This is a genomic window from Salipiger bermudensis (assembly GCF_019801965.1).
Taxonomy (GTDB): Bacteria; Pseudomonadota; Alphaproteobacteria; order Rhodobacterales; family Rhodobacteraceae; genus Salipiger; species Salipiger bermudensis_A.
Map to the genome: position 1 here is coordinate 589,458 of NZ_JAHVIA010000001.1, position 14,624 is coordinate 604,081.

The 14,624-nt window shown below is 66.9% G+C and carries 12 protein-coding genes; all 12 read right to left on the reverse strand.

The window, feature by feature from the left end; all coding sequences use genetic code 11:
- Positions 1-79: 79 nt before the first annotated feature.
- The 12 genes from KUV62_RS02845 to KUV62_RS02900 all read right to left on the reverse strand — a co-directional run bounded on the left by KUV62_RS02845 (position 80) and on the right by KUV62_RS02900 (position 14,328).
- Entirely contained in the window at positions 80-1,084 is a 1,005-nt protein-coding gene (locus KUV62_RS02845; protein ID WP_222602155.1) for a BMP family protein, read from the reverse strand.
- Positions 1,085-1,234: 150 nt separating this feature from the next.
- Positions 1,235-1,654, reverse strand: a complete 420-nt coding sequence (locus KUV62_RS02850; protein ID WP_222602156.1) for a GNAT family N-acetyltransferase — start codon at positions 1,652-1,654, stop codon at positions 1,235-1,237.
- Positions 1,651-2,274, reverse strand: a complete 624-nt coding sequence (gene tsaB / locus KUV62_RS02855) for a tRNA (adenosine(37)-N6)-threonylcarbamoyltransferase complex dimerization subunit type 1 TsaB (protein ID WP_222602157.1) — start codon at positions 2,272-2,274, stop codon at positions 1,651-1,653. Before tsaB ends, KUV62_RS02850 begins: the two co-directional genes overlap by 4 nt.
- 58 nt (positions 2,275-2,332) lie before the next feature.
- The gene (locus KUV62_RS02860; RefSeq protein WP_207076126.1) at positions 2,333-2,893 is read right to left on the reverse strand and encodes a NifU family protein; all 561 of its coding nucleotides are present in this window, start codon (positions 2,891-2,893) and stop codon (positions 2,333-2,335) included.
- Positions 2,894-3,463: 570 nt separating this feature from the next.
- The gene (locus tag KUV62_RS02865; protein ID WP_222602158.1) at positions 3,464-3,919 is read right to left on the reverse strand and encodes a universal stress protein; all 456 of its coding nucleotides are present in this window, start codon (positions 3,917-3,919) and stop codon (positions 3,464-3,466) included.
- Between the two features lie 79 nt (positions 3,920-3,998).
- Positions 3,999-4,862: a branched-chain amino acid aminotransferase gene (locus tag KUV62_RS02870; protein ID WP_222602159.1), complete on the reverse strand. Its 864-nt coding sequence runs from the start codon at positions 4,860-4,862 to the stop codon at positions 3,999-4,001.
- 99 nt (positions 4,863-4,961) lie between these two features.
- Positions 4,962-6,842 (reverse strand): excinuclease ABC subunit UvrC, encoded by a 1,881-nt coding sequence (uvrC, locus tag KUV62_RS02875; protein WP_222602160.1) that lies wholly within the window; start codon positions 6,840-6,842, stop codon positions 4,962-4,964.
- Between the two features lie 308 nt (positions 6,843-7,150).
- Positions 7,151-7,942, reverse strand: a complete 792-nt coding sequence (locus KUV62_RS02880) for an SDR family oxidoreductase (protein ID WP_222602161.1) — start codon at positions 7,940-7,942, stop codon at positions 7,151-7,153.
- Between the two features lie 13 nt (positions 7,943-7,955).
- The gene (locus tag KUV62_RS02885) at positions 7,956-8,918 is read right to left on the reverse strand and encodes a calcium/sodium antiporter (protein WP_222602162.1); all 963 of its coding nucleotides are present in this window, start codon (positions 8,916-8,918) and stop codon (positions 7,956-7,958) included.
- 2 nt (positions 8,919-8,920) lie between these two features.
- Positions 8,921-9,088 (reverse strand): hypothetical protein, encoded by a 168-nt coding sequence (locus KUV62_RS02890; RefSeq protein ID WP_050768403.1) that lies wholly within the window; start codon positions 9,086-9,088, stop codon positions 8,921-8,923.
- A gap of 1 nt (position 9,089) precedes the next feature.
- Complete coding sequence (locus KUV62_RS02895) at positions 9,090-9,887, reverse strand: S49 family peptidase (RefSeq protein ID WP_222602163.1); 798 nt, start codon at positions 9,885-9,887, stop codon at positions 9,090-9,092.
- A 214-nt stretch (positions 9,888-10,101) separates the two neighbouring features.
- Complete coding sequence (locus KUV62_RS02900; RefSeq protein WP_222602164.1) at positions 10,102-14,328, reverse strand: ExeM/NucH family extracellular endonuclease; 4,227 nt, start codon at positions 14,326-14,328, stop codon at positions 10,102-10,104.
- Positions 14,329-14,624: the final 296 nt, after the last annotated feature.

Genomic DNA, 14,624 nt, shown 5'->3' on the forward strand with positions numbered 1-14,624 from the left:
GTCATCGCGAGGACGCCTGCAAGGGCGGAGGAGCCGGCCCTGTTTGGGGAGCGGGCCGGAATCACCGGCCCGCCATGTCTCAGAAGTTCAGCACGGGGCAGCTGTCATCGGAGGAGTAGTCATGCACGGCGATCTCGCCCGCAATGATCTGCTCGCGCGCCGCATCGACCGCCGCCTTCATCTCCTCGGAAACCAGCGCCTCGTTGTTCTCGTCCAGCGCGTAGCCGACGCCGTTCTCGGCCAGGCCCAGCACCATCACGCCGGTCTCGAGATCAGCGCCCGCACTCATCGCTTCCTGCACCGCCACGTCGACGCGCTTGAGCATCGAGGTCAGGACCTTGCCCGGGTGCAGGTGGTTCTGGTTGCTGTCGACGCCGACCGAGAGGATGCCCTCGTCGGCCGCGGTCTGCAGCACGCCGAGACCGGTGCCACCGGCGGCGGCATAGATCACGTCGGCGCCCTGGCTGACCTGCGCCTTGGCGAGCTCGGAGCCCTTCACCGGGTCGTTCCAGGCCGCCGGGGTGGTGCCGGTCATGTTGGCAATCACGGTGGCGTCGGGGTTCGCGGCCATCACGCCCTGGGCATAGCCGCAGGCAAACTTGCGGATCAGCGGCACGTCCATGCCGCCCACGAAGCCCACGGTGCCGCTCTCGGAGGCCATCGCCGCCATCATGCCGACGAGATACGAGCCCTCGTGCTCGGAAAAGAGGATCGAGAGCACGTTCGGATGCTCGTCGGGGTTCACGAAGCCGTCGATGGTGACGAACTTGGTGTCCGGGTAATCCGCCGCCACCGAGGCGATCGGGGTCGACATGGAGAAGCCGGTGGTGACCACCGGGTTGAAGCCGGCCTCGGCGAAGCGGCGCAGGGCCTGCTCGCGCTGCGCTTCCGACTGCAGCTCGATGTCGCGATAGGCACCTCCGGTCTCGGCGGCATAGGCCTCGGCGCCATTATACGCGGCCTCGTTGAAGCTCTTGTCGAATTTCCCGCCAAGGTCGTAGACCAGCGCCGGATCGGCCAGCGCGGCACCTGCGGTCAGCGCCAGCGCGGCGCTCGCGCCGAGGAATTTGGTCATCAGGGTCATATGTTGCTCCCAGGTGGTGGTGGCGGCGCGAACACGCGCACCGCTCTTATGCCTGATCCGTGCAGATCATGGTTGATTTAAGGCTTTGAGAAGCAACAGGGTCAACCGGATTCTGCACCGGGTGACGCGGCGATTTCCGCCCTGCGGGCGCTAACCTCGGGTCAGCGCCTTCGTCATGAGCAGCGCGTCGTCGCGGCTGCCGTCGGCGCGCCGGTAATAGCCCTTGCGGCGGCCGCTCTCGACATAGCCGCAGACGACGTAAAGCCCTCGCGCCGGGGCATTTTCCGCCGCAACCTCGAGAAAGACCGAAACCGCGCCGCGCCCGATGGCATCCTGCTCGAAGGCGGCAAGCGCCGCCCGGCCCCGGCCCTGTCTTTGGCCATCAGGATCGCTGGCAAGCGCCAAGATCTCGGCCTCGTCGGCGATCACCCGCCCGAGCACGAAAGCGCCATCGACCGTTGTCAGCAAGGCGGTGGGGTGATCCAGCGTCGCGGCGAAATCAGCCTCCGACCACGGCTGCATGTGGCGATAGGCCCGCGCCGCCAGCGCGGAGAGCTCGGCCGGGCTCACGGCAGGATCGCCGGCGGCGCCTCGCGCGAGGGCGCCGCATCGGCCGGGCGCACATAGACCGGGCTCGGCCTTGCCAGATCCGCGTCACGGAAGCGCTCGCCGGCCACCCGCGCCACGCCCTCGACGAGGCTCTGGGCCGGGCGCGCGAACGGCAGCGAGTGGCTCAGAACCGGCATCCCGCCCAGCTCGCCCGAGATCGCCTCGCCATCCGGAAGCGACAGCACCGGCCCGGCGCCATCCGCCGCGAAGCGCTGCGCGTAGGACATCCGGCGCGAGCCGAACACCGCCGCCGCGACCGGGCGCGTCGCGCCCCAGACCGTCGCCTCCGGCGCCGTCACGCCCACCGCGGGAATACCGAGCGACAGCGCCAGCCCGCGGGCCGTCGCCACAGAGATGCGGATGCCGGTGAAGTTGCCGGGCCCGGTGCAGACCCCGAGCGCATCGAGATCGCGCCAGCCCAGGCCAGCCTCCGCCAGCATCTCCTCGAGCATCGGCACCAGCCGTTCCGCCTGACCGCGCGCCATCTCCTCCTGCCGCAGACACAGCACCTCCGCCCCGCGCAGCAGGCAGGCCGCGACGCTGGCAGAGGAGGTGTCGAAGGCGAGGATGGTGTCGGTCATGCGGGTGTGTGCCCGGACCTCTCCGCCCGGGTCTCGAGGCCGGTGTCGCGCGCCGCCGTCAGACGGCGACCGGGCGCACCTCGGTCACTTCGGGGATGTAATGGCGCAGCAGGTTCTCGATACCCATCTTGAGGGTCAGGGTCGAGGACGGGCAGCCGGCGCAGGCGCCCTGCATGTGCAGGTAGACGACCCCGCGCTCGAAGCCGTGGAAGGTGATGTCGCCGCCATCCTGCGCCACCGCCGGGCGCACCCGGCTGTCGAGCAGCTCCTTGATCTGGCCGACGATCTCCTCGTCCTCGCCCTCGAAGGCGGCATGGCCCGAGGCCCCGCCCTCGCCCGCCATCACCGGCTCGCCGGACTGGAAATGCTCCATGATCGCGCCAAGCACGGCGGGCTTCACGTGATCCCAGTCGGCACCGTCGGCCTTGGTCACGGTGACGAAATCCGAGCCCAGGAAGACGCCGGTCACACCGGTCACGCCGAACAGGCGCTTGGCCAGCGGCGAGGCGTCGGCGCCCTCGGCGCTCGGGAAGTCGGCGGTGCCTGCGCCCAGAACCGTCTGGCCGGGCAGGAACTTCAGCGTCGCGGGGTTCGGGGTGGATTCGGTCTGAATGAACATCTCAAGGGTACCTTTCTCCGGGCCCCTCCTATATGCGCCTCCGGCGCCGAAGCGTCAAGGTTTAGAACCATTCTAAGCAACAGCGCCTCGGAGTCGACAGAAAATGACATTCTACACCGAACTGCCCCCAGACGGCCCCTACCCCCGCAGCCCACGCCCCCTGCTTCTCTACGTTCCTAAATACTCACATCCCGACGCCAGCCACCCAGCGCAACGCCCAGATGATGCCCCAGCGCCCGCCTCAAGCAGCCCCGCGCCGCGACAGTTTCGAACCCGACAGATCCTCCACCCCCGCCCGGTCCGCAGCCCGAGCTTACCCGCCCGCAACCCACGCTCCCTGCTTCTCTACGTTCCTAAATACTCACATCCCGACGCCAACCACCCAGCGCAACGCCCAGATGATGCCCCAGCGCCCGCCTCAAGCAGCCCCGCGCCGCGACAGTTTCGAACCCGACAGATCCTCCGCCCCCGCCCGGTCCACAGCCCGAGCTGACCCGCACGCAGCTCACGCCCCTGCTTCTCTACGTCGCTAAATACTCACATCCCGAAGCCAACCACCCGGCGCAGCGCTCAGGTGATGTCCTCGAGCCGCTCCTTGGAGAGCTCCCCCGGCACGATGGTGACCGGGATCGGCAGGCTGCCGGAACTGCGGCTGAGCTGGCTCACCAGCGGGCCGGGCCCCTTCTTGCCGGAGGCCGCGCCCAGCACCAGCACGCCGATCGCGTCGTCGGCGCGGACCTGGTCGAGGATCTCGCTGACCACGTCGCCCTCGCGGATCACCAGCTCGGGATCGACGTCATGCCGGTCGCGCATCCACTTGGCGAAGACCTCGTAATGGGCGTGGATGCGCTCCCGCGCCTCCTCGCGCATCAGGTCGCCGACGCCGATCCAGTGGTTGAACTCGTCCGGCGGGATGACCGACAGGATGGTCACGCCGCCCTTGGTCTTCTCGGCCCGCATGGCGGCGAAGCGCATGGCGTTCAGGCATTCGCGGCTGTCATCCAGAATGACGAGAAACTTGCGCATCTTGGCTCTCCCTTGCCGCGATCATGGGGCAGCGTTCGAGCCTTGGCAACGGGCCATCTGCGCGCCGCCCTGCGGCGGATCAGCCGGTGGTCGCGGCCCAGTCCCAGTAAAGCTCGCGGACCCGGCGGGTGACCGGGCCGACCTGGTAGGAGACCTCCTCGAACGCCGTCACCGGGGTGACCTTGTTCATGTTGCCCGACAGGAAGACCTCGTCGGCGGCCTCGAAATCGGCGAAGCTCAGAACCGCCTCGTGCACCTCCATGCCATCGGCGCGCATGTTGGCGATATGCCGTGCCCGGGTGATGCCCGACAGGAAGGTGCCGTTGGCGATCGGGGTGAAGGTGACCCCGTCCTTGACCATGAAGACATTGGCTGTGGCGCTCTCGGCGACGTTGCCCATGGCGTCGGCCACCAGCGCGTTGCCGAAGCCGCGGGCGTGGACCTCGGCCAGCATTCTTGCGTTGTTTGGATAAAGGCAGCCCGCCTTGGCATTGACCACCGCATCCTCCATCACCGGGCGTCGGAAGCGGGTGCGGCCGAGCGTCGTGGCGGCGCTTTCGGGGGCCATCGGGATCTCTTCGAGGCAGATGGCGAAGCCGGTCTGCTCCTGCGAGGGCACGATGGCGGTCTTGTCGCCGCCGATGCCCCAGTACATCGGGCGAATATAGACCGCCGCGCCCTCGGCATAGGCGCCGAGCCCTTCCCAGATGATCTGCACCATCTCCTCGGTGGTGACCGTGGGGCGCAGCATCAGCGCCTCGGCGGAGCGGTTGACCCGGGCGCAATGGGCCCAGAGATCCGGCGCCAGCCCGTTGACGAAGCGGGCCCCGTCGAACACCGTGCTGCCGAGCCACGACCCGTGGTCGGCGGCGCGCATCACCGAGACGTCGCCCTCGTGCCAGGTGCCCTGGAAATAGGTCCGGATGTTCTTGCCGACTGCCATGCGCCTGCCCCCTTCAAATTGCGCCGCCAACCTAGGGCCGGGCGCAGGCGAGGTCCAGTGCGCGGCGCAGCAATTCGGGCCGCGCCGGCGCGGGGGCGCTCAGCCCTTCTCGTGGAAGAAGGCGTAGATCCGCTCGGCCAGCGCCGCGCTGACGCCATCCACCGCCTTGAGATCGGCGAGGTTGGCGCGGCTCACGGCCTTGGCGGAGCCGAAATGCGCCAGCAGCGCGCGCTTGCGCGCCGCACCGACGCCGGGCACCTCGTCGAGCGGGTTGGCCATCTGGCTCTTGGCGCGCTTGGCGCGGTGGGTGCCGATGGCAAAGCGGTGGGCCTCGTCGCGCAGGCGTTGCACGAAGTAGAGCACCGGATCGTTGTGGCGCAGCGCAAAGGGACGCTGGCCTATGCGGTGGAACTCTTCCTTGCCGGCATCGCGGTCGATGCCTTTGGCCACACCCACCATCGGCACGTCCTCAACCCCGAACTCGCGCATGATCTCGGCCACCGCCGAGACCTGCCCGGCGCCGCCGTCGATCAGCAGCAGATCCGGCCAGAGCCCCTTCTCGCGCTCCGGGTCATCCCGCAGCAGCCGGGTGAAGCGGCGCGTCAGCACCTCCTTCATCATGCCGAAATCGTCGCCGGGGACGAGCTCTTCGCCCTTGATGTTGTACTTGCGGTACTGGTTCTTCATGAACCCGTCCGGCCCCGCCACGATCATCCCGCCCACCGCGTTGGTGCCCATGATGTGCGAGTTGTCATAGACCTCGATGCGCTGCGGCGGACCGTCGAGCCCGAAGGCCTCGGCCAGCCCCCGCAGCAGCTTGGCCTGTGTCGCGGTCTCGGCCATGCGTCGGGCGAGGCTCTCGCGGGCATTGCGCGCCGCGCCCTCGACCAGCTCGGCCTTCTCGCCCCGGAGCGGCACCGCGATCTCCACCTTGCGGCCAAGCTTCTCGCTCAGCGCCTGGCACATGAGGTCGGGATTCTCGATCTCGTGATTCAGCAGCAGCAGGCGCGGCGGCTCCTTGCTGTCGTAGAACTGGCCGATGAACGCCTCCAGAACCTCCTGCGGCTCCACGTCCTCGCCGACGCGGGGGTAATAGTCCTTGTTACCCCAGTTCTGGTTGGCTCGGATGAAGAACACCTGCACGCAGGCTTGCCCGCCCTCCATGTGGAGCGCGATGACATCGGCCTCGGCCACGGTCTGCGGGTTGATGCCCTGCACCGTCTGCACCTGCGTCAGCGCGCGGATGCGGTCGCGCAGGGCGGCCGCGCGCTCGAACTCCATCGCCTCGGAGGCCTCGGCCATCTGTGCCGCCAGCGTCTCCTGCACCCGGGTCGACTTGCCCGACAGGAAGCGCTCGGCATCGCGCACACTCTCGGCGTAATCCGCCTCCGAGATGTAGCCGACGCAGGGCGCCGAGCAGCGCTTGATCTGGTAGAGCAGGCAGGGCCGCGTGCGCCCCTCGAACATCGAGTCCGAGCAGTTGCGCAACAGGAAGGCCTTCTGCAGCTGGTTTAGCGTGCGGTTCACCGCGCCCGCGCTGGCGAAGGGGCCGTAATAGGCGCCCCTCTCGGTCTTGGCACCGCGATGCTTGCGGATCTGCGGAAAGGCGTGCTCGGTGGTGACCTGGATGTTCGGAAACGACTTGTCGTCGCGCAGCAGCACGTTGAACTTGGGCTTGAGCTGCTTGATCAGGTTCTGCTCGAGCAGCAGCGCCTCGGTCTCGGTGCGCGTGGTGAGAAACATCATCGACGCGGTTTCCGAGATCATCCGCGAGATGCGCCGCGAATGCTGCGCCGAGGGGCGCGAATAGTTCGACACCCGCGCCTTGAGGTTCCGCGCCTTGCCGACATAGAGCACCCGGCTCTGATCATCGAGCATGCGATACACGCCCGGGCTCGAATCCAGCGTCCTGAGATAGGAGTGGATGAGCTCGTAGCCGCGCAGCGCCGGCGTTTCGTGGGTGTCGCTCTCCTCGGTCATGATCGTTTGTGCCCGAACGCTCTCAGTCTCGTGATTCCCCGTCTCTGCTGCAATGCCCGACCAGCGAGATCAACATTTATGTAATCCACGGATCCTGTGGATAATCCTTTGGGCAAATTCTGGGGAACTGCGATTTTCCCTTGTTAGAAGGCGGTTTCGGCTAAAAGATGGATTTTTAGGCATTTTTATAACCTATTGAAATCCATTAAAACTTTTCTCCGCACCCGCCAAACCATTGAAGAACCGACGATTTTGTAACAAACCTGCGACAGCCGCGTGAGCCGGTGCACAACCTGACGCTGGGGCAGTCACTCGACGCCCAACACATCCGGCGTCTGCCACGCGAGATGCTGCCCGCCATCAACACAGAGAAGCTGTCCGGTGAAGCCGGGCGACGCGAGAATGTAGCCCAGGGCCGCGGTGATGTCGGCCGGGTTGGCGCCGCGTTCGAGCACCGTGGCGGCGCGCTGCCTGGCGAAATGCTCGTCGCTCTGGCGGGCGCCCTGCAGCGTCGGACCGGGGCCGATCGCGTTGACCCGCACCCTGGGCGCCAGTGCCATCGCGGCGGTCTGCGTCAGGGTCCAGAGCGCCGACTTGGCCAGCGTGTAGCTCATGAATTCCGGCGTCAGCTTGCGCACCCGCTGGTCGATCATGTTGACCACCACGCCCTGCGCCACCGGCTCGCCCATGTCGTCGGTCAGCGGCTCGGGCACCTGCGCCGCCAGCGCCTGGGTCAGCACGAAGGGCGCCCGCAGGTTCGACTCGAAATGCCGGTCCCAGCTCTCCCGGGTGGTGCTCTCGATGTTGTCGTAATCGAAGATCGAGGCGTTGTTGACCAGCACGCTCAGCGCCCCGCCCAGCGCCTCGGCGGCCTGCGGCACCAGCGCCTGCGCGGCGTCTTCCTCGAGCAGGTCGGCCCGAACCGCCGCGGCCTTGCGGCCCTTGGCGCGGATCATCTCGACGACCTCTCGCGCGGCCTCCTCGGAGCCCGCGTAATGCACCGCCACGTCAAAGCCGTGATCCGCGAGTTCCAGCGCCATCGCGCGGCCAAGCCGTTTGCCAGCGCCGGTCACCAGCGCCCTTTTCACCTGCAATGTCATGCCTTGCTCCCTCTCATCCACCGATCAGCACGATGGAGACATAGCCCACATAGAGCGCCGACAAGATCACGCCCCAGATCCACCCGAGATCCCGCTTCAGGAACACGAAGGGGATCAGCAGCAACGAGGCCGCCAGCATCACGCCGAAGTCGAAGAAGAGCGCGTCGAGATCGACCGGGATCGGCTTGATCAGAGAGGCGATGCCGATGATGGCGAGCAGGTTGAACAGGTTCGAGCCGATGACGTTGCCCAGCGCCACGTCGGCCTGCCGGCGGATCGCGGCCATCACCGTGGTGGCGAGCTCTGGCAGCGAGGTGCCCAGCGCAACCAGCGTCAGGCCGATCACCGTGTCGGACACACCAAACATCTTGGCGATCTCGGTGGAGCTGTCGATCAGCAGATCGGCGCCCAGCGGCAGACCGATCAGGCCCAGCACCAGGAACAGCGCGATCTTCCACCACGGCATGTCCGGGTCGGCGCCCTCGGGCTCCTCGAGATCCTCGAGTTCGGCCTCGGCCTTGCCGTTGCGGCGATGGCGCAGCGCCTCGCGGGTCTGGTCGAAGAGGATCACGCCCAGCACCACCAGCATCAGCGCGCCGGCGACCCAGTCGAACACGCCGCGGAAGGCCAGCGCGATGAACAGCACCGTGGCGCCCAGCATCACCACATAGCTCTTGCGGGTGTCATGCGCCGAGGTGTGCATCACCGCGATCAGCGCCGGGATGCCCAGCACCAGCAGCACATTGGCGGTGTTCGAGCCCACCACGTTGCCGAGCGCGATGCCCGGAACGCCGGCCCGCGCCGCCTGCACCGAGATCAGCAGCTCCGGCGCGGAGGTGCCGAAGGCGACGATGGTGAGGCTGACGATGAGGGCCGGGATCCCGACCCGCAGCGACAGGTTCACCGCGCCCTTCACCAACGCATCGCCGGCGAGCAGCAGGATAACGAGGCCGAGGGCCGCGTAGACGAAGACCATGATCAGCCTTTCTTCTTGCCGCAGTCACAGGGGCCCTTACCGATCCGGTAACGGCCGCAGCGCGGGCATTTCATCTGGGACAGGCGGGCCGCCCCCGGCATCCGGAGCTTTCCGAACATGCCGAGCAGGGCAATCACCACCAGGAATATCGCAACGATCTTGGCCAGCACGTCAGAGACCGAACCTCGCAAAGGCGGCGCGCTCGTCGAGCGTGGCCAGCGCGTCCTGCGCCAGCGAGGCGCCGAGCCGCGGCAGCAGGCGGCGCTTCTGCTCGTAGCGGCGGAAGCGGACCTTGTCGCCGAACTTCTCCTTCATCACCGGCACCAGATGGCCGATGCCGTCGGCGAGCCCGACCTCGCAGGCCGCCTGGCCGATCCACACCTCGCCGGTGAACAGGTCCGGGTTGTCGGCCAGCTTGGCGCCGCGCCGGTCCTTGATCTGCGCGATGAAGGTCTCGTGCAACTGGCCGAGCAGACGGTTGAGCCGAGCCACGTCTTCCTCGCTCTCGGGTCGGAACGGGTCGAGCATGCTCTTCGAGCGCCCGGCGGTGTGGACCCGGCGCTCGATACCCTGCCGCTGCAGGAACACATGCGCGCCGAAGCCCGCGGAGATCACCCCGATGGAGCCGAGGATCGAGCTGGGATCGGCATGGATCTCGTCGGCGGCGCTGGCGATCCAGTAGCCGCCCGAGGCCGCGACGTCCTCGGTGAAGGCAAAGACCGGCACCTCGCATTCCTCGGAGAGCCGCCGGATGCGCGCGCCGATCAGCGAGCTCTGCACCGGCGATCCGCCGGGCGAGTTGATCTCGAGCGCCACCGCCGCCGGCTTGCCCTTGCGAAAGGCGCGCTCGAGCAGGGGCCGCAGGCTCTGGTCGGACAGCGCCATGCGCCCGCCGGTGCCGATGGCGCCCTGCAGGCGCACAACCGCAACAAGGGGCTTCTTTTTCAGAAACGGAAACCAGCTTTTCATGCGTTGAGATGTAGAGGGCAGATGCGGGACAAACAAGGCAGCGGCAAAAAGAAGCAGGGCCTGCGCCCGCAGCGTCATCCCCGCCCTGCCCCACGGCGGCCGGATCCGGGCAGCTCAGGCCTCGAGCCGCATCCGCCCGAGTCTCAATTAGACGGCGCGAATGGAAAAGGGCGGCCCGCCGGGGCCGCCCTTTCGGAGCCCTGCCCTTTCAGGCTCAGGCGATGCCGAATTCCAGCCCGACGATCAGCGGATCGTGGTCGGAGGAGGCATAGACGCCATCATTGTAGAAGGCCGGGTCGACGAAGCTGGTGTCGTAGTTGATCAGCGAAGGCTCGTCGGCATTGATGTGCCACTCGGTGACCCCGGTGACGCTGGCCGCGAGAGCGTCATCCGCCAGCCCCTGATCCAGCGTGCCGCGCTGGCCGTCGAAAACGTAGGAATAGGCCTCGTCCTGGCCCCCGGGAATGAACTCGTCGATCAGGTCGACCAGCCCGGCATCGTCATCGAGATACTGGACCGCGTCTTCCTCGGCATAGGAGTTCATGTCGCCGAGCAGCACGTAGTTGCTGGTGCCGCCGCCGTTGTACTCGGTCTCGATCCACTCCGAGAGCTCGATCGCCCCGTCGAGGCGGGCGCCGTTCCAGAAGCCCTGGCCATCGCCCTGATCGTAGTTCGGATCGGCGTAGAGATCCGCCAGAAGCCCCTCGACGGTGGCATAATCGGGATCGCCGGCATTCGAGGCGAGCCAGGTTTCGGCTCTGTTCGCCAGCGTGTCGAGGCCGCTGGAGCCCTTCGACTTGAAGTGCGAGGAGACCACGGTGAAGGCGGTGCCGGTGTCGTTGTCGAGGAAGGTCGCCGCCACCGAGGGGCGGTTGCGGTCGTAATCGTCGAAGCTGCCGCCGATGATGTCGGTGAGGGCCGTGCCGATGGCCGCGGTGGCGGTCGCCGAGGGCTCCTCGTAGACGAGATACTCGGAATGCAGCAGCGTCACCGCGTTGGCATCATAGACGATGCCCGTGGTGATCGCGTCGGTGCCGATGAAATCGCCGCTGCCGGTCGGGTCGACATAGGCATAGCTCGCGCCCGTGCCCTCGGCATTCAGCAGGTCGACCAGCGTACCGATGGCGGTGGTGCCGTTGTTCTCGATCTCCTGCAGCGCCAGAACCTCGGCACCGGTGCCGATGATCCCGTCGACGATCTTCGCCGCCTGACGCTCGAACTCGGCGGCGGTGTCGGCGCCGCGCGGATCGAGATCGCCGTTCGGGCCGGTGGCGTTGGAACCCTCGTCGATCGTGGTGAAGAAGTTCAGCACGTTGTAGGAGGCCACCTGCAGCGATCCGCCGACATCGGCAGGCGCCGCCTCGCGCGGGTTGGCGCTGTCATCGATCACCAGCGTCTCGGTGACCTGCAGCGCCCACTCGCCGAAGGAATAGCCCAGCACCCCCTCGATCGGCTGCGCGATCTCGCTGCCGAGGCGCACGGTGGTGCCCGTGTCGCCGAAATCATCCGCCAGATCGAGATAGTCATTGTCGTCGAGCGGGTTGTTGTCGGGCAGGTATTCGAACGCGTCCGGGTTCTGGCTGCTCACACCGTCGTCGAGCAGCAGCGCGGCATTGGCGTTGGCCTCGCTGAGCGCAGCGATCTCGGCCTGCTCGGTCTGAGCGTCGTAGATCTGCGTCGGCTGCACCTGCGCCCCCGCCGCGACCGCGATCTGGCCGTAGCGCGCGAGGTTGTAGTTCTCGGTGATCGTCAGCGCATCCGTGGTGCCCGAGACCACCTCGAGCCGCATGCCCTCCAGCGTCTCCCAGTCCGGCGCGGTGTCGGGCGAGAGCGCGACGACCGTGGCGGTGGGCAGCGGGTTGCCCGAGGATTGCACCACCACGCCCGAGACCGAGGTGATCTCGGTCAGCCCGAAATACTCGGTCACGGTGCCGGTGACCTCGACGAGATCGCCAAGACTGACCGCGTAACCGCCATCGGTAAAGACATAGATGCCTTCCGAGGTCAGCGCGTTGCCGTCGCTGTCGAGATCCTCTTCCTGCAGCCAGAAGCCCTCGTCGGTGAGCGCGGTCACGATGGCCGAGGCGGTGACCTGCTGGCCCTCCATGTCGGTGGCGTCGCCGGCGCCCTGGATCTCCGAGATCAGGGTGATCTCGCTCACCGGCGGCGGCACCACGGCCTCCGGATCGGAGGTGATCACCACGTTGTCGAGATAGAGCGCCTCGGAGGCGGCATTGCTGTCGAATTCGGCGATCAGCTGTGCGCTGGTCACCTCCGCGCCCACGGTGGCCGAGAGGGTCATCCAGCTGCCTTCGATGCCCAGATCGTCGATGTCCATGCCGGTGCTGTCGAGCAGCGCGACCTCGCCCTGATCGGTCTGGATGTAGATCTTCACCAGGTCATCGGACTCGTAGCCCGTCGATTGCAGGAAAGCGTCGATCGAGAAGGTCAGCTCGCCCACCGCCGTCAGGTCGAGCGTGTCGAAGCTCAGGCGCAGCAGGCCGTCGGCGTCGGAGAGCTCGTAGCCCTGAACGCCGTCGCTGAAGGCGCCGACCGCGCCGGTAAAGGACTGCACGCCGATGAAGTCGCCATCCGACAGGCCCTCGGCGGCCCGGGTGTTGACCCATGTGAGGTCGAAGCCGAGCAGCCCCTCGGAGGCCGCGGTGCTGTCGACCGTGGCGAGGCCGGGGATGTTGGGCACTTCGGCCTCTTCGCCAAAGGCGGTCTCGCCATCAGAGGCGTCGGCGAGCGCGTATTGGCTGCCGGTGGCCTCGGTCTCGAAGCTCTGGGTCAGCTGGAAGACCTCTTGCAGCTTGATGTTGTCGAGATAAAGCGCCTCGGCGGTGGCGTTGGAATCGAGCTCGACGATGAGCGACGCGGAGCTCACCTCGGCGGGCAGTGTCGTCTGCAGGGTCTGCCACGCGCCCTCGATGGCGAGGTCGTCGATATTAAGCCCGGTGGTGTCGAGCAGGGTGAAGGTGCCCAGATCGGTCTCGACGAAGATGCGCACGAGGTCATCCGGCTCCCATCCGGTGTCGATCAGGAACAGGTCGAGCGCGACCTTCACCACGGTGTTGTCGGCCCGGGCCGAGAGATCGACCGGGTCGAAGGTCAGGCGCAGCAGGCCGTCGGCATCGGAGAGCTCGTAGCCCTGCTCGCCCTCGGAGAAGCTGCCGACATCGCCGGTGAAGCGCTGGATGCCGATCCAGTCGGAATCCGCGATGCCGGTGTCATTGCGGGTGTTTTCCCACTCGAGATCATAGCCCCAGAGGCCCGCCGAGGCCGCGGTGCTGTCGACGGTCGCAAGGCCCGGAACGTTGGGCAGGTCGACGATCTCCCCCAGCTCGGTCAGCGCCCCATCTGCCGGGTCGTAATCATACTTGCCACCGCCGGACTCGGTCTCGAAGCCCTGCGTCAGGGTGATCGGATCCCAGAGGTCGCGCACCGAGACGGTGATCGCGCGCGCGTCGCGGGCCCCAAACTCATCGGTGACGACGACCGTCAGCGCATAGCTGTTGTCGCCATCCGCATCCGACGGCGCCTCGTAATCCGGGCCTGCGACGAAGCGGATGGTGCCGTCCTCGGAGATCTCGAACAGGGCCGCATCGTCGCCCTCGAGGCTGTAGGCCAGGGACGCGCCGTTATCCACGTCGCCGGCCGAGACGGTCGTGACCGCGGTGGTGTTCTCGTCGATGGTGATCGCGGCGTCGGACACCGTGAGCACCGGGGCATCGTTGCTGCCGGTGACCGTCACGGTGACAGTGGCCATGTCGGTGCCGCCATAGCCGTCATCCACGGTGTAGGTGAAGCTGTCCTCGAGGATCTCGCCCTCGGCCAGCGCGTCGAAAGCCGGAGTGTAGACGATCTCGCCGTTGGCGAAGGTCACGCTCGCACCAAGCGCCGAGGTGGCGTCGACCGAGGTGATGGCGATGCTGTCGCCGTCGAACTCGCTGTCATTGGCGAGAAGATCCGCCTCCGCAAGGGTGAGCGCTTCGGTCTCTGTGGTGGTGGCGCTGTCGTCACCGGCCAGAACGGCATTGTTGGTGCCGTCGAGGAACAGGGTGTAATCATCGGCGGCGAAGTGCAGCGCCTCGACCTTCTTGAGAACGTCGATCGAGCTCACGTCGCCCTGCGCATCAGTCAGCGTAACGATGGCGGTGGAGGCGTTCAACCCGTGATGCCGGCCCTTCCTGAGCCCCGAGAGCGCGATATCGGCATCGAGGATCGAGCCCTCGTAGATCACCATGTCGAAGCCCCGGCCACCATCGATGAAATCGAGCCCGTCCGACGCGGTCACGGTGTCGTCCCCGGCGCGGCCGAAGATGAAATCGGTTCCGGCGGTCCCGCTCAGCTGGTCGCCCCGGCGCGAGCCGAACTCGAAATTGAACGGATTCTGAAACTGGCGACCGAAGGCTTTGCCGAAAGGCGCATTATGAAACATGGGATCCCCCGAGAAAGAGCTTTTCGCGATGCGTGACAGCCCTTCGTAACAGGGATTTGACGGCCGGGCCGCGCCACGCAAGATGCAACTCTAGGAGGAAATTTTGCCAATCGGTCAAAAAATTTTTCCGGACTTCGCGCTGACGTGGCGGCACCCCGCCCGCAATGCACCGGAATTGGGCCAGAGTCTGGATCGCCTGCACGTTGCATGGCGCCCGCCGAAGGGAGCTCGGCAGGCAGCTCCGTCTCGGCCTGACCTGCGCGCCCTGAGACGGGGCGCGCAGTCAGTTCATCGCA

Coding starts and splice junctions, on each gene's coding strand:
- KUV62_RS02845 (WP_222602155.1), bottom strand. CDS start 1,084: ATGACCCTGATGACCAAATTCCTCGGCGCGAGCGCCGCGCTGGCGCTG.
- tsaB (WP_222602157.1), bottom strand. CDS start 2,274: ATGACCGACACCATCCTCGCCTTCGACACCTCCTCTGCCAGCGTCGCG.
- KUV62_RS02860 (WP_207076126.1), bottom strand. CDS start 2,893: ATGTTCATTCAGACCGAATCCACCCCGAACCCCGCGACGCTGAAGTTC.
- KUV62_RS02865 (WP_222602158.1), bottom strand. CDS start 3,919: ATGCGCAAGTTTCTCGTCATTCTGGATGACAGCCGCGAATGCCTGAAC.
- KUV62_RS02870 (WP_222602159.1), bottom strand. CDS start 4,862: ATGGCAGTCGGCAAGAACATCCGGACCTATTTCCAGGGCACCTGGCAC.
- uvrC (WP_222602160.1), bottom strand. CDS start 6,842: ATGACCGAGGAGAGCGACACCCACGAAACGCCGGCGCTGCGCGGCTAC.
- KUV62_RS02880 (WP_222602161.1), bottom strand. CDS start 7,942: ATGACATTGCAGGTGAAAAGGGCGCTGGTGACCGGCGCTGGCAAACGG.
- KUV62_RS02885 (WP_222602162.1), bottom strand. CDS start 8,918: ATGGTCTTCGTCTACGCGGCCCTCGGCCTCGTTATCCTGCTGCTCGCC.
- KUV62_RS02895 (WP_222602163.1), bottom strand. CDS start 9,887: ATGAAAAGCTGGTTTCCGTTTCTGAAAAAGAAGCCCCTTGTTGCGGTT.
- KUV62_RS02900 (WP_222602164.1), bottom strand. CDS start 14,328: ATGTTTCATAATGCGCCTTTCGGCAAAGCCTTCGGTCGCCAGTTTCAG.